Origin of the sequence: Collinsella aerofaciens, assembly GCF_015553355.1 — a bacterium.
GTDB classification, from domain to species: Bacteria; Actinomycetota; Coriobacteriia; order Coriobacteriales; family Coriobacteriaceae; genus Collinsella; species Collinsella aerofaciens_V.
The window spans coordinates 1-17933 of record NZ_JADNGN010000014.1 but is presented as its reverse complement, the minus strand read 5'-3'; the positions used below and the strand labels follow the sequence as shown (position 1 = coordinate 17933).

Sequence of the window (17933 nt, the reverse complement as noted above, 5' to 3'; positions counted from 1 at the left end):
GGGAGGGAAATAACTATGACTGTTACGTTCGAAGGTTACGAGCGCCGCGCTGACAAGATCAACAAGTGCCTCGCCGACAACGGCATCGCCTCCCTCGAGGAAGCTCTGCAGATCTGCACCGACAAGGGCTTCAACCCGCGTGAGATCGTCAACAACACCCAGTCCATCGCCTTCCAGAACGCCGAGTGGGCCTACACCCTCGGTTGCGCTCTCGCTGTCAAGCGTGGCGCCAAGACCGCTTCTGAGGCTGCCGCCATCATCGGCGAGGGCATCCAGGCCTTCACCGTTCCCGGCTCCGTCGCCGAGGACCGCAAGGTCGGTCTGGGCCACGGCAACCTGGGCGCTATGCTGCTCTCCGACGACACCGAGTGCTTCGCCTTCCTGGCCGGCCACGAGTCCTTCGCTGCCGCCGAGGGCGCTATCGGCCTGGCTCTGAACGCCAACAAGGCTCGCAAGAAGCCGCTGCGCGTTATCCTTAACGGTCTGGGCAAGGACGCCGCCCAGATCATCGCCCGCATCAACGGCTTCACCTATGTGAAGACCCAGTTCGACTACTACACGGGCGAGCTCAAGGTCGTCGAGACCATCCCCTACTCCGATGGTCCCCGCGCTGCCGTCAACTGCTACGGCGCCGACGACGTCCGCGAGGGCGTTGCCATCATGTGGCACGAGAACGTCGACATCTCGATCACCGGTAACTCCACCAACCCCACGCGCTTCCAGCACCCCGTCGCTGGCACCTACAAGAAGGAGCGCCTCGAGGCTGGCAAGAAGTACTTCTCCGTCGCTTCTGGTGGCGGCACTGGCCGTACCCTGCACCCGGACAACATGGGCGCCGGCCCTGCCTCTTACGGCATGACCGACACCATGGGCCGTATGCACTCCGACGCCCAGTTCGCTGGTTCTTCTTCCGTGCCTGCGCACGTCGACATGATGGGTCTCATCGGCATGGGCAACAACCCCATGGTAGGTGCCACCGTCGCCTGCGCTGTCGCCGTCGAGGAGGCCCTCAAGGCCTAATCGCGCCCGCGCGATGCTCATATAGTTGAGCTTAGGAGCCGCTACCTTTCGAGGTGGCGGCTCTTTTTGTTTGCGCTGTCACAGGGCAGCTAATGCCGATATATCAGTTGTGGCGAAATACGAGATGTGATGAGACGGAGCGTCAGAACGCCTATGACGCCCACCTGCCATATTTGCCCTTTACCGATTTGCCGAGTCTTTGCGGCCCCATTGCCGATCACCCATGCGACAATGCGCCGGACGAGAAAGGAATCCGATGGAATCGACTGATGTACTGGTAATTGGATCTGGCATTGCGGGCCTTTGCGCCGCCATCGAAGCGGCACGCACGGGCGCAACCGTCGCTGTGGCAAGCGCCGGCAAGATTATGAGTGGATCGAGCTTCTTCCCCGGAACCTGGGGCCTGGGGCTTATCGGACCCGTTAACGAAGACGACGAACAAGACCTCATCGACACCATCCAGACCGTCGGCGGCGGTGTCGCCGACCCCGAGCTTGTCCAGACGTTTGTCCACGGCATTCCCCAGGCAATTGAATGGCTCGAGCAAGACCTGGGCGTTGAGCTCCAGCGTCCGCAAAGCGCTGAGAGCGCTCAGCAAAAGCAGTTTATCCCCTGCTTTGACCACAAAACGCGCATGTGGCGCGGCCTCACCCGCAAGCCCCTTGATGACGCTCTGACGGCCCGGATCGAGTCGCTCGGCATTCGTCTGCTCCCCCGCCATGAGCTTATCGACCTTGTTGAGGACACGAACGGCAGAATAACCGGAACCGTGCTCTACGACCTCACCGAAAATCGAATCGTGCCCTTTGCTGCCAAGGCCACGATCATCGCAGCCGGTGGCACAGGCGGCCTGTTCGAGCGCAGCCTTACGTCGGCTGATGTGCTCAGCTCCTCGCAGGCCATCGCGCTGGCGCACAGCGCAACACTTACTAATATAGAGTTCATGCAGATGATGCCCGGCTTCATCGAGCCCAGGCGTAACTTGGTCTTCAACGAGAAAACCTGGCGCTACGTACATGTAGACCAGCCGGCAGATATTGCCGACGACAAGCTGGACGAACTGCTCGAGCAGCGCTCTGGATATGGTCCCTTCACGTCACGTTTGGCCTCCCGCGCTATCGATCTCGTCATCGATAAGGCAGGTGCCGAAGGCCTGGCACTCCACTACGACTTCCCCAGTGAGGATGTCCCAGAATTTGTGCAGACTTTTGCCACCTGGCTGCAAGACGAGCACGGCATCGCCCCGACTGACGAGATGCGCGTTGCGATGTATGCCCACGCCGCTAACGGCGGCATCAAGATCGATAAGACCGCGTACACGGGCGTTGAGGGCCTCTACGCTTGCGGCGAGGCGACAGGCGGCATGCACGGCGCCGACCGCATTGGTGGCTTGTCAAGCGCCAACGGCATCGTGTTCGGACGCATCGCAGGAGCATCGGCAGCCCTTGCAGCGCAGAATGCACCTGAGATGGCCCCGAAGACGGATATCGACCTCCCCCAGCATGGCATTGCCACAACAGATGCCGAACGCCTGACACACAGCCTTAAGCACACGATGAGCACCTATTGCATGATCAACCGCACCGAGACGGGCCTATCCGAGGCTCTGCAACAGCTTGAAAGCCTGCAAGACAAGGCCATGGCGCTGAACAAGCCGCATGCCGATGACAGCGAGATCGCAGCCCTCGCCCGCCTACAGTCGCAGATTCGACTAGCACAGGAAATGGTCAAAGCCATGCGCAAGCGAACTGAAAGCTTAGGTTCGCACTATCGAGCAGACTAAATCGATTCTAGCTTTGAGTTTGATCACAACTTCTCAACATGCATCGAGCCCCGTAAGCATGATTCCCCTAAGGAGAACACGCCTACGGGGCTTTAGCCGTGTTTCCCTAAGGGAATCACGGCGCAGATTACTCAGCTCCGCGCCCTTTCGGGTTCGACCCCATGCGTGGTCAACAAAAAAGCGACCAGCATGAGCCAGTCGTTTTAACAATCTTTGGGTGGGCCGTCAGGGGGTCAGCCTGCTGCGCAGGCGGTCGCTGCGGCGCTTCGCGCCTTGCGCGCTGCGCTGGCAAATGCTTACGCATTTCCTCAGCTCCGCGCCCCGACGGGTTCGACCCCATGTGAGGTTAACAAAAAAGCGACCAGCCTAAGCCAATCGCTTTAACATGCTTTGGGTGGGCCGTCAGGGGGTCGAACCCTGGACCTTGGGATTAAGAGTCCCCTGCTCTACCAACTGAGCTAACGACCCAAAGCTAAAGTCCGTTGTGGCGGACTTTAGAGGAGATATCGTGTGGTGGGCCGTCAGGGGTTCGAACCCTGGACCTTGGGATTAAGAGTCCCCTGCTCTACCAACTGAGCTAACGACCCGATATCAACACGAAGCAAGAACTGGGGTGGGTAAAGGGACTCGAACCCTCGACCTACGGGACCACAACCCGTCGCTCTAGCCAACTGAGCTACACCCACCGTGTCCTGTGCGCTTCGCGCTCGACTATTATTGCAAGGAACGCCATGCGATGCAAGCCCCAATTTTCAAGAATTTTGAAAAGAGTTTTTTAGATCCATTTCGGGCAAATCCTACCGGTTCCATAGGAGTAAACTTGCCCCACTGCAAATGCTCGAAAGGACCGGCATGAAAGAACTATCCAACCGCACGGCAACGTTTACCGATTCGGTCATCCGCCGCATGACACGCATCTCCAATAAGTATGGCGCTGTCAATCTCTCGCAGGGCTTCCCTGACTTCGATCCCCCGGCGCAGCTGCTCAACAGCCTGAGCACCATCGCCGCCGATCCCAAGCCGCTCTATCACCAGTACTCCATCACCTGGGGCTCCCAGGCCATGCGCGAGGCGCTCGCCGCCAAACAGGAGCACTTTATGGGCATGCCGGTGAACCCCAACGAGAATATCGTAGTCACCTGCGGCTCTACCGAGGCCATGATGGCCGCCATGATGACGGTCACCAACCCCGGCGACAAGGTCGTCATCTTCTCGCCGTTCTACGAGAACTACGGCGCCGACACGATCCTTTCGGGTGCCGAGCCCATCTACGTGCCGCTCAACCCGCCCACATTCGACTTTGACCGCGAGACACTCGAGGCGGCCTTCCGCGACAACGACCCCAAGGCCATCGTCCTGTGCAACCCTTCCAACCCCTGCGGCAAGGTCTTTACACGCGATGAGCTCACCTTTATCGCCGACCTCTGCAAAAAGTACGACACCTACTGCATCACCGACGAGGTCTACGAGCACATCGTCTACGCGCCCCACGAGCACGTCTATATGGCCACGCTGCCCGGCATGTTTGAGCGCACCATCAGCTGCAGCTCGCTGTCCAAGACCTACTCCATCACCGGCTGGCGTCTGGGCTACACTATCGCCCCTGCCGAAATCACCGAGCGCATCAAAAAGGTCCACGACTTTCTCACCGTGGGCGCCGCCGCTCCCCTGCAGGAAGCCGTCGTTACCGCCCTCAAATTCGACGACAGCTATTACGATGAGGTCCTCGACCTCTACACCGCCAAGCGCGACCTGTTCTGCCAGGGACTCGACAGCATCGGTCTTGAGCATAACGTGCCGCAGGGCGCCTACTACGTCATGATGGACATCTCTGAGTTTGGCTATGACAGCGACCTCGAATTCTGCGAGGACCTCGCGTCTAAGGTGGGTGTGGGCGCCGTGCCCGGCTCGAGCTTCTTCCGCGAGCCCGTCAACCACCTGATTCGTTTCCACTTTGCCAAGCGAGACGAGACGCTTAACGCGGCGCTGGAGAACCTCAAGTCGCTACGTGATAAAATCAAGCCGCGCGGGTAAGGACGGCCCGGCAACTAAAGTAACCAAAGAAGCCCCGCACCGCCCGCCGCGTTGCGAGGCTTCTTTCTATAGCGCTTTCTTAAATGGTTTAGAGCTCTATACTTTAGTCACGGAGCAACTCGTCCCAGAGAAAGGAATACTATGGCAGAGCAGCAGCTTATCGGAGCGCTCGAGGCCGGCGGCACCAAGATGGTCTGCGCCACGGGCTATGCGGACGGTACGGTCCTGGAGCGTGAGCAGATCGCGACCACGACCCCGCAGGAGACCGTCGAGGCCGTCAACGCGTGGTTTGCCGACAAGGGCATCGCCGCGCTGGGCATCGGCGCCTTTGGCCCCACCGCAGTCAACCCTGCCTCGCCCCAATACGGCAAGATCCTGGAGACGCCCAAAACGGCATGGCGCTACTTTGACCTGCTGGGCACTATCCAAAACGAGCTCAATATCCCCTGCGGCTACGATACCGACGTCAACGTCGCCTGCCTAGGCGAGGTCACGTTTGGTTGCGCCAAGGGCCTTACCGATGTGGTCTACCTGACCATCGGCACCGGCGTGGGCGCCGGCGTGCTCTCGGGCGGTAAGCTCGTGCACGGCATGATGCATCCCGAGGCCGGCCACATCCTGGTCACGCGCGACCCGCGCGACACCATCGGCGAGCATAGCGCCTGCCCCTTCCACGACAACTGCCTCGAGGGCCTCATCGCCGGCCCCGGCGTTAAAAAGCGCTGGGATGGCAAGAGCGCCGGAGACATGGCCGATGATCCGGAGGCCATGGACCTGCTCGCAGGCTATCTGGCACAGGCGCTCATGACCTACACGCTGTGCTACGCGCCGCAAAAGATAATCATCGGCGGTGGCGTTGCCGATCACACCCCTATCGTGCCGCTCGCCCGCAAAAAGTGCGCCGAGATGCTCAACAGCTACATCGTCACGCCCGAGGTCAACGATATCGACACCTACATTGTCAACAACAGCCTCGAGGGCAAGCAGGGCATCATGGGCTGCCTGGCCCTGGGCGCACAGGCGCTTCAGTAGCAGACGCACCCACAGGGCGTGGCGCGCTCGGCAAATCCAACCTACGGAACGACGCCACCATGCCCCATATAAGCCCTCAAATAAAAAAGGCCGCCTAGGACCAAACAATACGTCCTAGGCGGCCTTTTTGGCGTACATCAGCGACTGTAAGAGATATCGGAGCACAACGCCCATTGCCGCTCCACAGCAGTCGATCATCACATCGGTGATCATGCCGGCGCGTCCCGGCACAAAGAGCTGAATCGTCTCGTCGATCGAGGGAATCAGCAGCAGGAACACCGCCGTGGGCAGCAGCACGTCAAAGGTGTGCCGGCCCTCAAAATCAAAAGCGTGCGTTGCCAGGATGCCGAGCACCATATACTCGGTAAAATGCGCGCACTTGCGAACAACAAAGTTGGTCACCCATTCATATGGAAGTCCCACGCCGTGCAGGAAACCGCGGATAGCTTCCATGACCGTTAGGCTCAGCGAGCCCGACCCCGAGCCGGGAACCAGCGAATTGCCCCAGATCAAGAGCGCCATCAGGCAGGTCACGACCGCCCATTTTCGATTGATCTTAACCATGCAGAAGTTATGCCTCCGCGCGGAGCGGCGCGAAGCTGGCGGTACCGCCCTCGATAACGCTCAGATAGGCACGGCCCGTACGCTTGGCGGTAGAGGACTGCAGGCGCTCGATCTCTTCCTCGAGGATCTGATTGACGCGCTCGTGACGACGATTTTCCATAATGCCGGCGGCAATAGCCTCGGCCCGCTCGATGCTCTCGCGCGAGATACGGGCGGTATCCTCGGGGAACACAGCGCTGTGACGGCCGACATAGGCGGGAGCAGCAGGCTGAGGGGCAGCGACGGGAGTGGGGACTGCAACAGGAGCGGGCTCGTCAATCTCATCCAGAATCGCGGTGGCGGCGGCCCACATGTCCTCGTGGCCCGAATAATCGGCCATGGGGACATCGACCTCGAGCGAGGCGTCCGGAAGGTCGCCGGTGTCGATGCGATCTTGGGCATCAATCGATGCGGTGATGGCTGCAGGCTCATCGAGGTCATCGAGATCGATGTCCGCGGCACCGGAGATGATAGGCATGCTGGCGAGGTTTGCATTGTACGGCGCAGCCTCGGCCGCCTGCTGCTGGGCAGGAGCGCCCCACAGTGAGCTTTCGGCGGCACGGCGGGCGGCAACGGCCTCCTCGTCCGCGGCCATGGCTTCATCAACGTACGAATTGTCGGCAGAAGCGTTCGCGTCCGCCGAGGTAGCACTGTAGGCGTTATTGGCTGCCGCGTTGGCGACGAGTGCCACGAAAGCCGCCGTGCTGCCCGCAGGGGCGGCCTGGGAGCCAGATACGGCGCGTGCCGCGGCGGCGATGTCGTCGCGATTGAAGGAGCCGGTCTGCCCGCCGTTGGTGAGCTCGTCGATGGCGACTTGATAGACGTCGCGCGAGTGTGCAGGGTCGCAGCTCACCGGCGAATCGTCGTCGAGCATACTGTCGATCATGGACCAAGCCTCGTCCTCGTCCATAGCATCTGCGGCTCGAGCGATGGTAGGGACACCATCATCGGTATGACGGCGCTGGAACGCACCAGTCAGGCCGGAAAGGAATGCCGAGGTAGACTGCTCCGACTGAGCCTGAGAAGCAGAAGCGGTAGCATAAGGAGTCGCATCCTGCTGCTGAGCTGGAATCGAGGCGGTCTTGAACTCGCTTTGATGCTGATTGAGATTGGCGGCACCGCCCATGGCATCGGGCTGGAACAGACGCTCTTCACGCTGCGCATGGTACTCGGAGATACCCAGCGAGGCGGCATAGATACCCACGCCCGCCACCGCGCCCACGGCGAAGGGAACCGCACCCGCCACGACCGTCTCATTCACCGACGAAAACGGTAGCGTCGCGGCATACATAACCACGGGAGCGGCAAGGCCGATCCCGCACGAAAGTCCGGCAAGGACTGCTCGTTGTGTTGCATCAGAAGAAGCCATGAGCTCTCCCCATCTTCCAGCACCCAAATCGCATCATTCAGTTGGCTGCGCGAGAGAAGATGAAGCGGGGCTATGCCCCAAAGCAACGGTATATGGTTCGTTTCATCTGCGTTATCCGTCGCGAAGCTTAAAAGCTATTATGCGAAACCGCCCCGTCGATTGCAAGCGACGATGTCGGATTGAAACGGGAAACCTGCTGCTCGTCGGTCTTATGGTTAAAAATAAGCGCGGAGCGGCGATATGGAAAAGGGCCGAGGCTCAAAGCCCCGACCCTTTATCGCATTGATGACTATCGCTGCGCGTGGATGACAACCTAGAACGTCTGCTCGTAGTCGCTGTGCTTTTTGGCCGAACGCACCAGGAACTCTTGGTTGGTGTTGGTGCCCTTAAGACCCTTGATAAACGATGCGGCTGCGCGCTCGGTGTTGTTCATGCCGGCAAGAATGCGACGCAGACCAAAGACAAACGGACGCATCTGCTCGTCGACCAACAGGTCCTCATTACGCGTACCGGAGGCAACGGGGTCGATAGCCGGGAAGATACGGCGGTCGGCCAGGTCGCGGTCGAGCTTAAGCTCCATGTTGCCGGTGCCCTTGAACTCCTCAAAGATGACCTCGTCCATCTTGGAACCAGTGTCGATGAGGGCAGAGGCCAGGATGGTGAGCGAGCCACCGTTCTCGATATTACGGGCTGCGCCCAGGAAGCGCTTGGGAGGATACAGTGCCGCCGAATCGACGCCGCCCGAAAGGATGCGGCCTGAGGCGGGCGCCGCCAAGTTGTAGGCGCGGGCAAGACGCGTGATGGAGTCGAGCACCACCACAACATCGCCGCCCAGCTCCACGATGCGCTTGGCGCGCTCGATGACGAGCTCTGCCACGCGAGTGTGGTTGTCGGCGGGCATATCGAAGGTCGACGCCACAACCTCGCCCTTGATGGAACGCTGCATATCGGTGACCTCTTCGGGGCGCTCGTCGACGAGCAGGCAGATGAGGTGCACCTCGGGGTTGTTAATCGAGATAGACTGGCAGATCTTCTTGAGGATCGTGGTCTTGCCGGCCTTGGGCGGGGACACGATCAGGCCACGCTGACCCTTGCCGATCGGCGACACGATGTCGATGGCGCGACCGGTAATGGAGTCCTTGCCGTGCTCCATGCGCAGCGGCTCGTTGGGATAGACCGGGGTGAGGTCGCCGAACTTGGGACGGTTGCGAATCTGCTCGGGGTCCAGACCGTTGACGGTCGTGATTTTGGCGAGGCCGGCGCGCTTGTCGCCGCCGCGCGAAGGACGCAGCGAGCCCTCGATGACGTCGCCCGTGCGCAGGCGCGCTGAGCGGATGAGGTAGGCGGGCACGAAGGCGTCGTCGTTGGACTTCATGTAGCCATGGGCGTGGATGATGCCGGAGCTGTCCGGGCGAATCTGCAGAATGCCCTTGATGTCGCGGAAGCCCTCTGCCTTCGCGGCGGTGACGTAGATCTCCTCGACGAGCTCGGCTTTCTTCTTGCCGGTCGTCTCGATCTCGAACTCCTTGGCCTTCTCGCGCAGTTCGGCGACCTTCATGGCAGCGAGCTCCTCACGCGAAAGCGTGGGCTCGGTGGGGGCGGCGTTGCGCTCCTTGTTGCGCTGTTTGCGATCGCGCTGGCGGTTGCGGCGGTCGTTGTTGCGCTCGTCCTTGCGCTCGTTGCGCTCGTCGTTACGCTTGTGCTGGCGACGGTTGGGGCGAGCGCCGTCTTCGCCCTCGGCGGGCGCGGCACCCTCGGTTGCGGCGGCGTCAACATTGGCCGCAGCGGCGTCATTGGCCTCGGCGCCGGAATCAATCTGCGCTTCGGCATCAGCCTGCTGCTCGGACGCCTTGGCCTTAGCGGACTTCTTACGACCGCGCTTGGGCTTCTCGGACGCAGACTGTTCGACGTCTTGGGGCTCGGCGGCATCAGTCGATGCATCGGCGGTCGTCTCGGCGGAATCCTCGGACGCACCCTTCTTGGCAGCCTTGGCCTTGGACGTGCGCTTAGCAGCAGTACGATGGCTGCGACCAGGACGGACGTCGGCGGGCTCGGCATCGACGGGAGCGGCCTCGGAAGTCGTAGCATCCTGAACGGGTGCATCGGCAGCAGTTGCAGACTCGGCGGTCGCCGCAGCATCCCGAGCAGCTGCGGCTGCGGCTGCAGCCTTCTCTGCCTCGACGAAGGCCTTGGGCTTGCGACCGCGACGGTGCGGGCGCAAAGCCGGATCGACAACGGGAACTTCGCTGGCCTCGACAGACGCAGCGTGCTCAGCAGGCGATGCGCCCTCCCCTGCCGTGGAACGGACCGAAGCCTCAGTGAGCTCGGGGGTTACCTGTTCAGCAACCTGCTCGGCCTTAACAGCCGTGCGACGGCGTGTGCGCGTTGCCGGCTTCTCGGTCGGCTGGTCGGCGGCAGGGGTCTCGGGCACAGACGGAGCTGCAAGCTCGGTCAGAGCCGCGGCCTCGCGCTCGGCAGCACGACGGCGGGCGCGCACCACCTGAGCCTCGCTAATCTGCGCCAACGCACGTGCCTGCGCGACCTCATCGGAAATCGACGCCGAGGAGTCAGCTGCAACGGTGCGCTTGGCGCGCGTCGTGCGCGTGGTACGGCGCTTGGGCTTGGTGACCTCCTCGCCGTCAGCGGCAGGCTTGGCCGTGCGGCGCATGCGCTTGGGCTTTGCCGGAGCAGCCTCCTCACCAGTTGCAGGCACGGCCTTCTCAGCCGCTACAGGCGTAGGCGTCGAAGCAGCCTTAGGCGTCTCAGGAGCCGAGACTTGCGCGGGCGCCGCAACCTGGTCCGACGCAACCGGTGCAGCGGGAGCGGCCTGCGTCGTCGTTATTTCGTTTTCTTGCTGTTGATCAGACACAGTGTTTGCTCAACTTTCTTTTCAAGCCCTGTGATCACATGCTCCCTGCATAAACCTTCAGGGCGGCTAAACAGTCTAGCTCCGTCAAATACCGACGGACATCATTGATCTGTATCGAGATATTTGCGTCATATACGCAGCGTTAGTGTAACACAACCGCCGCCACCTGCAACTTAGTCATTGGGGACGTTCTTAAACGACTAGTCAAAAGGGACACTCTTTGGTTTAACACCCACAAATCTGACTGCCTCCGCCAAAACTATGGCGGTTTACTACGATGAATCGCTCAACCGCGACCACTCCGAAACTTGTTGAACTAAAACCGCAGGTAGATGCCTTGCACTTTTTAGCGAAAAGCCGGCGTGGTTGGAATACCTCAATTCATCGTAGTAAATCGACATAGTTTCGTATTTCCAGCAGTTCCAAATTCGTCAATACGTCGGCGTTTGCAAAAAAGCCCGACCTCCGTGGGAGATCGGGCTTTCAAGGCTTAGTTAAACCAAGTCTGTACGGTCAAATGACTCGCAGATTACATCTGCTCGGGAGCGGAAACGCCAACGAGGGTGAGAACCAGGGCGAGCGTCACGCGGACGGCGTCGCAAGCGGCCAGACGGGCACGCGAAAGCTCGGGGTCGACGGGACGGCCCTCGCTCGGCAGCACCTGGCAGGCAGCATAGAAGCTGTGGAAGTCGCCGGCGAGCTCCTCGGCAAAGTGCGTCAGACGGAACGGAGCGCGGTCGCGAGCGCAGCTGGCGATGAGGTCGGTGAGCTCGTTGAGCTTACGCGAAAGGGCGAGCTCGGTCGGGTCGGTCAGCAGCGAGTAATCGACGTTCTCACCGATGGCCTTGGCGGCAACGGCCTTCATGCCCATCTCGTCAGCCTGCTCGGGCGTAACGTCAGCGGCACGACGCAGGATGGAGCACACGCGGGCGTGAGCGTACTGCACGTAATAGACCGGGTTGGAGTTGTCGCGCTTCTTGACGGCCTCGATATCGAAGTCGACCATCTGGTTGGAGCTCTTGGAGATGAGCGTGTAACGAGCGGCGTCGGAGCCAACCTCGTCGACGAGCTCCTGCAGGGTCACCATGGTGCCCTTGCGCTTGGACATACGGACGGGCTTGCCGTTGCGCAGCAGGTTGACGAGCTGGCCCAGCAGAACCTCAAACTTGCCGGGATAGCCAAGAGCGTCGCAGACGCAGCGGACGCGCTCGATGTAGCCGTGGTGGTCGGCACCCCAGATGTCGATGACGTGGTCGACGCGCTGGAACTTATCCCAGTGATAGGCAACGTCGGAGGCGAAGTAGGTGTACTCGCCGTCGGACTTGATCAGGACGCGGTCCTTGTCATCGCCCAGGTCGGTGGAGCGGAACCACAGGGCGCCGTCCTTGGTGTAGAGGTAGCCCATCTTGTCGAGCTTCTCAAAAGCGCGGTCGACGGCAGAGGTGCCGGCGGTCTCGCCCTCGGTGTCCTTCACGTACAGCGAACGCTCGGAGTACCAACGATCGAAGTCGCAATTGACGGCGTGGCAGAGGTCGCGCATGTTGTCGACCATCTTCACATAGCCGCGCTCGCGGAAGCTCTCCATGCGCTCCTGAGGATCGGCCTCGACCCACTTATCGCCGTCGGTGCGCCAGAACTCGGCGGCCTCGTCGATAATGTAGTCGCCGCCATAGGAGTCCTTGCCCAGGGTCTCGGCAAAGTTGTCCTGGTACGGATGGGTCTCGGGATGCTCGTCGTTCTCGTCGGCAACGAAGGCGTCGCGGTCTGCGATCAGCAGCTTGTGAGCCTCGTCGATATCCACGCCCTGCTTGGTGATGATGTCGGCAAGCTGCATATAGCGCGTGCTGATGGAGTTGCCGAAGGTGTTCATCTGAGAGCCGTGGTCGTTGATGTAGAACTCACGCTGGATGTCGTAACCGGCATGGTCCATAACGCGGCAGAGCGAATCGCCCAGCGCGGCCCAGCGGCCGTGACCGATGTGCATGGGGCCGACGGGGTTGGCGGAAACGAACTCGACCTGGGTCTTCAGGCCACCACCGACGTTGGACTTAGCGAAGTCCATGCCCTTCTCGCGAGCCTCGCCAAAGATGGCATTCTTGACGGCAACGGAGAGGTAGAAGTTGATGAAGCCGGGGCCTGCGATCTCGACCTTCTCGATCGCGGGGTCCTCGGGCATATGGGCAACGATGGCCTCGGCGATCTTGCGCGGGGCGCAATGGGCCAGCTTGGCGGACTTCAGGGCCATGGTAGAGGTCCACTCGCCATGAGAAGTGTCAGCCGGTCGCTCGATAGCGCAATCGTCAAGTTCAAATGCGGAAAGGTCGCCGGCCTCCTGGGCCGCAGCAAGCGCAGCGCGTACCAGCTCTTCAATCTTCTCGGGCATAGATCCTCCTTGTGTTAAAGCCCCCGAGCTCTTGGTCACTCGTAGGGCAAAAGCCAGAGTTTGTAGCACTCTATCACAAGCGACGGGCACTGTCGCAGGGTAAAGCCAATCGATATTGCATATGCACAAAATTGACTACAGCTTGTATGGAGTCACTCAAAGATGCCAGTCTGCCTGCAGATTATGCAGGCGTTGAAAATGCATAAAGGTGTGAATGAGCTGCGCCTGTTATCGAATACTCTTACCTATCGGTGTTGTGTGCTTTTCCTGCATAAAGTAAGGGTTTGCGCACGTCAGCGTGTTATTCTAGACATACGTAAATTCGTATAAGTTGGAGGTAGCATGTTCTCAATCGGTCAACACGTCATTCATCCGGGTCAGGGAGTCTGCACCGTCGTCGGTTTTAGGGACGACACACCGCAGCCCATGCTACTGCTCGAGACCAAGCAGGGACATGCGCAGACGATCCTCATGTACCCCGTGGCGCAGGCCGACCGTTTGCACGCCGCCATCTCGCAGCAAGATGCCGAGCACCTGCTGAGCCACTATGACGAGCTTGAGTGCGACACCTTTACCGAGCGCAACATCTCGCTTGAGGAGACACACTTTAAGCAGCAGCTCAAGCTGGGCGCGCCCGAGACGGTCCGCGTGGCAAAAACCATGATGCACCGCATTCGCCAGGCCGAGGAAGCTGATAAAAAACCCAGCTCCTACTACATGCGCGTACTCAAGGAGGCCAAACGCCGCTCCATCGAGGAGTTCGCCGTGGCCCTTGGCGTCACCGAGGAGGCCGCCGAAGCCCGCCTAGCCCAAGCCGCCCTCAACTAACCCAACCGCGCCAAAACCGCCACAAAGGAGACAGGCACCTTTGTGGTGGTTTTCTTGTTCTAGTAGTATTCATTCTTATCGATCCCCACGAGCACAAGGAGTCTCCTATGGCAGAGCCGCTTACCGCCGGAATCACCCGCGACCGCGCGTTCGAACTGCTCAACGAGCACAACAAGGACCCGTTCCACATCACCCATGGCGAGACGGTCGAGGGCACTATGCGCTACTTTGCGCGCGAGTTCGACCCCGAGAACGAGGAGTTTTGGGGCATCGTCGGTCTGCTGCACGACCTGGATTGGGAGGAGCATGAGGACGACCCCATGAACCACACCATCTATGCTGCCGAGATTCTTGAGGGCGAAGGTGCGTCTCCCGAGCTCATTCGCGCCATCCAGACGCACACGTCCGACTTCAACACCTCGCTGCCCAAACCCGAGCTGCAGATGGAAAAGATCCTGTTTGCCTGCGATGAGCTCACCGGCCTGATCGGCGCTGCCGTCATCATGCGCCCGAGCAAGAGCGTTATGGACTTTACGACCAAGTCGCTCAAGAAGAAGTTCAAGGACAAGCGCTTTGCCGCCGGCTGCTCGCGCGACGTGATTTCGCAGGGCGCCGAGATGTTGGGTTGGGAGCTCCCCGAGCTCTTCGACCGTACCATCGCGGCCATGCAGTCCTTCGCCCCCGACCGCGATACCTTCCAGGCTTAATCGCCCACGCCACCTAAAACCACCACAAAGGGGACAGGCACCTTTGTGGTGGTTTTTGTTTGCGCGGGCGTTAGGGGCGGACCTGGCCGGTGCCTCGGAGCTTGTATTTGTAAGTGGTGAGGGCCTCGGCGGCGAAGGGGCCGCGGGCGTGGAGCTTTTGGGTCGAGATGCCGATCTCGGCGCCCAGGCCAAACTCGCCGCCGTCGGTGAAGCGCGTGCTGGCGTTGGCGTACACGGCCGAGGCATCGACCGCATCCAGGAAGCGCTCGCAAGCATCCGTGTCCTCGGCAATGATGGCCTCGGAGTGCATCGTGCCGTAGCGGTTGATGTGTGCGATGGCCTCGTCCTCGCTTGCCACGACCTTCACGCTCATCTCGAGCGCCAGGTACTCGCGACCCCAGTCCTCCTCAGTCGCGGCGACGTAGTCATCACCCTCGGCAAGCCCGGCATCGGCGCATGCGGCGCAGGTTGCCTCGTCGCCGTGAATGAGCGCGCCGTGGTCATGCAGCACGGCCACGACTGCGGGCAAAAACGCATCGGCCACAGCACGGTCGACCAGCAGCGACTCGGCGGCATTGCACACGCCTACGCGCTGGGTCTTGGCATTAACGATAATGTTGAGCGCCTTATCAAAGTCGGCGGATTCATGCACGTAGATGTGGCAGTTGCCCGTGCCCGTCTCGATCACCGGCACAAGCGACTCACGCACGCAGCGCTGGATCAGGCCTGCACCGCCGCGCGGAATGAGTACGTCGACAATACCGCGGAGCTTCATGAGCTCGCCAGTGGCCTCGCGGTCGGTGGACTCGATCATCGACACGGCCTCGCGCGGGAAGCCCTTGGCCTCGAGCGCATCGGCCAGCAGCTCGGCGATCATGGCACACGAGTGATAGGCCAGCGAGCCGCCGCGCAGAATGCAGGCGTTGCCGGTACGGATGCAGATGCCCGCGGCGTCGGCCGTCACGTTGGGGCGCGCCTCGTAGACCATAGCGACCAGGCCCAGCGGAACACTCACACGGGTCAGGTCCACGCCGCTTGCAAGCACGCGGTGGTCGAGCACGCGGCCCACGGGATCGGGCAGCTCGGCGAGCTTTTCCAGGCCGGCGGCCATGCCCTCGACGCGCTCAGGCGTCAGCAGCAGGCGATCGAGCAGTCCGGCCGAAGTGCCCGCATCGCGCGCGGCGGACATGTCGAGCTCGTTGGCGGCGACGATGGAGTCGACACCGTTGCGCAGTGCTGCGGCCATGGCGCGCACGGCCTCCTGGCGCTGCTCATCGCTCGCCGTGGCAAGCGAGGCCGACGCTGCCTTGGCGGCAACGGCAAGATCGTGGACATACGTGGCTATATCGACCGACATGGGCGGCCCTTTCTCCTAGAAGTTTGCAACCATGGTAGCCGATTTGTGCATGGCCTCGCCCGCGGCGGTAGAATTGGTCAACCCGAAACACCGCAACGAATGGAAGCATCACATGGCGCTCATCACTTCGTACCACGTCCCCGGCCTCTACGTCGAGGACCACAGCATCGACGTCCCCCTCGACTGGCGCGGCCTGGAGCCCATGCTTTTGGCCGTCGGCAGTACCATGCGCCGCGGCGCAATGCCGGCGCCCATCGCCGGTGCACCCGAAAGCATCAAGCTCTTCTACCGCGTGGTTTGCGCGCCCGACCGCATTAACGACGACTTGCCGCTCCTCCTCTTTTTGCAGGGCGGCCCCGGCGGCGAGAGCCCGCGTCCGCTGTCGCCCACAAGCGATGGCTGGATCGAGGAGGCCGTCAAGCATTTCCGCGTCGTGCTGCCCGACCAGCGAGGTACCGGGCGCAGCAGCTGCGTAGACGGGCGTACGATCGCGGCTCTGGGCGATCGCGCCGAGGCAGCAGGAGCCGATGCCGCACGCTCGCAGGCGGACTTTCTCAAGCGCCACCTCGCCAGTTCCATCGTGCGCGACTTTGAGTACCTGCGCCTGGTGGGCTTTGGCGGCAAGCCCTGGGTCACACTCGGGCAGAGCTACGGCGGCTTTTTGACGTTGAGCTATCTATCGCTTTTCCCCGAGGGCGTAACGGCAAGCTTTACCTGCGGCGGCATTCCGCACGTGCCGGCGAGCGCCAGCGAGGTCTACGCGCACACCTTCCCGCGCATGGCGGCCAAGACCCAGCAGTATTATGACCGCTACCCCGCCGACGTCGAACGCGTGGCGGCCCTGGCAGATGCCCTCGAGGAGCAAAAGCCCGCACTGCCCGACGGCTCGCCGATGACGGTCGAGCGCCTGCAGCTCATGGGCAGCGACTTTGGCATGAAGCCGAGCTTTGAGCGCATGCACTGGATTATCGACCACGCGTTTGTTGATGGCGACGGTACGTTGAGCTGCGGTTCCTCGGTATCCGACAGCTTTTTGATGCACGCCTTCGAGCGCACCAGCACACGCACGAATCCGCTGTACTGGACGCTGCAGGAGTTCATCTACGCCGACGGCGACACCATGCCCATCCGCTGGGCCGCGGCAGAAGAGAAGGCGCACCGCGCCGAGTTCGACACGCTCGCGCGCCCGCTCATGTTTACCGGCGAGGCCATGTTCCCGTGGATGTTCGAGCAGATGCCCGAGCTCAAGCCCTTCAAGCCCGCCATGGACCTACTAATGGAAGACACCAGCTGGGACAAGATCTACGACCCGCAACGACTGGCGTGCAACGAGGTGCCCCTGCAGGCCGCGGTGTATTTCGACGACATGTACGTGGATTCGGGCCTGCAGCTTGATACGCTCAGCCGCGTGGGCAACTCGCATGCCTGGGTGACCAACGAGTTCGAGCACGACGGCCTGCACGGCAGCGTGGTATTCAAGCACCTCTTCGACGAAGCCCTCAACCGCGGAGACCTGCGCCGAATCTTCTAGCGAAGGAGTGTCCCCACCCGCCGGCACAGACGATATGAGCAGGACATAAAAACATTGAGAGCCCCTGCTGCATGAAAGACCGCGGATTAGGCCGACAATGGTGAGTGTCTAATTCAGCCGCGGCGGCCACGCCGCATTCATGGAAGGGGCTCCCATGCTCGATACTACCACCTTCGTCGGCCTCGACGTCCACGCCCGCTCGATAAAGGCCGTCTCCCTCGACGTCATGACCGGGGAGGTGCGCTGCGCGACCTTCGGCTACGACGCCGGCGCCGTCGCGGAGTGGGTCCGTTCCGTGGACCCCAGGGCCAGGTGCGTGTACGAGTCCGGGGTCACGGGCTTCGACCTGCAGAAGAGGCTCTCCGGCCTGGGGGTCGACTGCGTGGTCGGCGCCGTCTCGAAGATGATCAAGCCCAG

12 protein-coding genes, 3 tRNA genes and 1 pseudogene are annotated in these 17933 nt (G+C 61.4%); 8 read left to right on the top strand and 8 right to left on the bottom strand.

Annotated elements, in window-relative coordinates; translation table 11 throughout:
- Positions 1-15 precede the first annotated feature (15 nt).
- Entirely contained in the window at positions 16-1020 is a 1005-nt protein-coding gene (locus I2D57_RS04980) for a GGGtGRT protein (protein WP_195361690.1), read from the top strand.
- 256 nt (positions 1021-1276) lie between these two features.
- Entirely contained in the window at positions 1277-2803 is a 1527-nt protein-coding gene (locus tag I2D57_RS04975; protein WP_195361689.1) for an FAD-dependent oxidoreductase, read from the top strand.
- 395 nt (positions 2804-3198) lie between these two features.
- On the opposite strand, the gene I2D57_RS04970 is transcribed toward I2D57_RS04975, so the two are convergent.
- The 3 genes from I2D57_RS04970 to I2D57_RS04960 form a co-directional block, all read right to left on the bottom strand.
- Positions 3199-3271, bottom strand: a tRNA-Lys gene (locus I2D57_RS04970).
- 43 nt (positions 3272-3314) lie between these two features.
- Positions 3315-3390, bottom strand: a tRNA-Lys gene (locus I2D57_RS04965).
- Between the two features lie 22 nt (positions 3391-3412).
- Positions 3413-3489: transfer RNA gene (locus I2D57_RS04960), tRNA-His, on the bottom strand.
- 166 nt (positions 3490-3655) lie between these two features.
- Here I2D57_RS04960 and I2D57_RS04955 point away from each other — a divergent pair.
- On the top strand, positions 3656-4837 hold the full coding sequence (locus tag I2D57_RS04955; RefSeq protein ID WP_195361688.1) for a pyridoxal phosphate-dependent aminotransferase: 1182 nt from the start codon (positions 3656-3658) through the stop codon (positions 4835-4837).
- A gap of 141 nt (positions 4838-4978) precedes the next feature.
- Positions 4979-5869, top strand: a complete 891-nt coding sequence (locus I2D57_RS04950; RefSeq protein ID WP_195361687.1) for an ROK family protein — start codon at positions 4979-4981, stop codon at positions 5867-5869.
- Positions 5870-5983: 114 nt separating this feature from the next.
- Here the strand turns inward: I2D57_RS04950 and I2D57_RS04945 are convergent, their stop codons facing one another.
- From I2D57_RS04945 to argS, 4 genes are all read right to left on the bottom strand, one after another.
- Positions 5984-6433 carry a VanZ family protein gene (locus tag I2D57_RS04945; protein ID WP_195361686.1) on the bottom strand — a complete coding sequence of 150 codons (450 nt, stop codon included), beginning with the start codon at positions 6431-6433 and terminating at the stop codon, positions 5984-5986.
- 7 nt (positions 6434-6440) lie between these two features.
- Complete coding sequence (locus tag I2D57_RS04940; protein WP_195361685.1) at positions 6441-7841, bottom strand: hypothetical protein; 1401 nt, start codon at positions 7839-7841, stop codon at positions 6441-6443.
- 313 nt (positions 7842-8154) lie between these two features.
- Positions 8155-10710, bottom strand: coding sequence for a transcription termination factor Rho (gene rho / locus I2D57_RS04935; protein WP_324249203.1), 2556 nt, complete (start codon positions 10708-10710; stop codon positions 8155-8157).
- Between the two features lie 529 nt (positions 10711-11239).
- Positions 11240-13093 carry an arginine--tRNA ligase gene (argS, locus tag I2D57_RS04930; RefSeq protein WP_195361684.1) on the bottom strand — a complete coding sequence of 618 codons (1854 nt, stop codon included), beginning with the start codon at positions 13091-13093 and terminating at the stop codon, positions 11240-11242.
- Positions 13094-13435: 342 nt separating this feature from the next.
- On the opposite strand from argS, the gene I2D57_RS04925 reads away from it, so the two are divergent.
- Together I2D57_RS04925 and I2D57_RS04920 are read left to right on the top strand one after the other, a co-directional pair.
- The gene (locus tag I2D57_RS04925) at positions 13436-13921 is read left to right on the top strand and encodes a CarD family transcriptional regulator (protein WP_195361683.1); all 486 of its coding nucleotides are present in this window, start codon (positions 13436-13438) and stop codon (positions 13919-13921) included.
- 107 nt (positions 13922-14028) lie between these two features.
- Positions 14029-14628 carry an HD domain-containing protein gene (locus tag I2D57_RS04920; protein ID WP_089572031.1) on the top strand — a complete coding sequence of 200 codons (600 nt, stop codon included), beginning with the start codon at positions 14029-14031 and terminating at the stop codon, positions 14626-14628.
- Positions 14629-14698: 70 nt separating this feature from the next.
- On the opposite strand, the gene I2D57_RS04915 is transcribed toward I2D57_RS04920, so the two are convergent.
- Positions 14699-15985 (bottom strand): glutamate-5-semialdehyde dehydrogenase, encoded by a 1287-nt coding sequence (locus I2D57_RS04915; RefSeq protein WP_195361682.1) that lies wholly within the window; start codon positions 15983-15985, stop codon positions 14699-14701.
- Between the two features lie 112 nt (positions 15986-16097).
- On the opposite strand from I2D57_RS04915, the gene I2D57_RS04910 reads away from it, so the two are divergent.
- Together I2D57_RS04910 and I2D57_RS04905 are read left to right on the top strand one after the other, a co-directional pair.
- Entirely contained in the window at positions 16098-17516 is a 1419-nt protein-coding gene (locus I2D57_RS04910; protein ID WP_195361681.1) for an alpha/beta fold hydrolase, read from the top strand.
- A gap of 154 nt (positions 17517-17670) precedes the next feature.
- Positions 17671-17933 (top strand): annotated as a pseudogene (locus tag I2D57_RS04905) (IS110 family transposase); the annotation flags it as partial.

Bases quoted from the DNA above. Each gene is read 5' to 3' on its own strand.
- argS (WP_195361684.1), bottom strand. From the start codon at position 13,093: ATGCCCGAGAAGATTGAAGAGCTGGTACGCGCTGCGCTTGCTGCGGCC.
- I2D57_RS04945 (WP_195361686.1), bottom strand. From the start codon at position 6,433: ATGGTTAAGATCAATCGAAAATGGGCGGTCGTGACCTGCCTGATGGCG.
- I2D57_RS04910 (WP_195361681.1), top strand. From the start codon at position 16,098: ATGGCGCTCATCACTTCGTACCACGTCCCCGGCCTCTACGTCGAGGAC.
- I2D57_RS04920 (WP_089572031.1), top strand. From the start codon at position 14,029: ATGGCAGAGCCGCTTACCGCCGGAATCACCCGCGACCGCGCGTTCGAA.
- I2D57_RS04980 (WP_195361690.1), top strand. From the start codon at position 16: ATGACTGTTACGTTCGAAGGTTACGAGCGCCGCGCTGACAAGATCAAC.
- I2D57_RS04975 (WP_195361689.1), top strand. From the start codon at position 1,277: ATGGAATCGACTGATGTACTGGTAATTGGATCTGGCATTGCGGGCCTT.
- I2D57_RS04940 (WP_195361685.1), bottom strand. From the start codon at position 7,841: ATGGCTTCTTCTGATGCAACACAACGAGCAGTCCTTGCCGGACTTTCG.
- I2D57_RS04950 (WP_195361687.1), top strand. From the start codon at position 4,979: ATGGCAGAGCAGCAGCTTATCGGAGCGCTCGAGGCCGGCGGCACCAAG.
- I2D57_RS04915 (WP_195361682.1), bottom strand. From the start codon at position 15,985: ATGTCGGTCGATATAGCCACGTATGTCCACGATCTTGCCGTTGCCGCC.
- I2D57_RS04955 (WP_195361688.1), top strand. From the start codon at position 3,656: ATGAAAGAACTATCCAACCGCACGGCAACGTTTACCGATTCGGTCATC.
- I2D57_RS04925 (WP_195361683.1), top strand. From the start codon at position 13,436: ATGTTCTCAATCGGTCAACACGTCATTCATCCGGGTCAGGGAGTCTGC.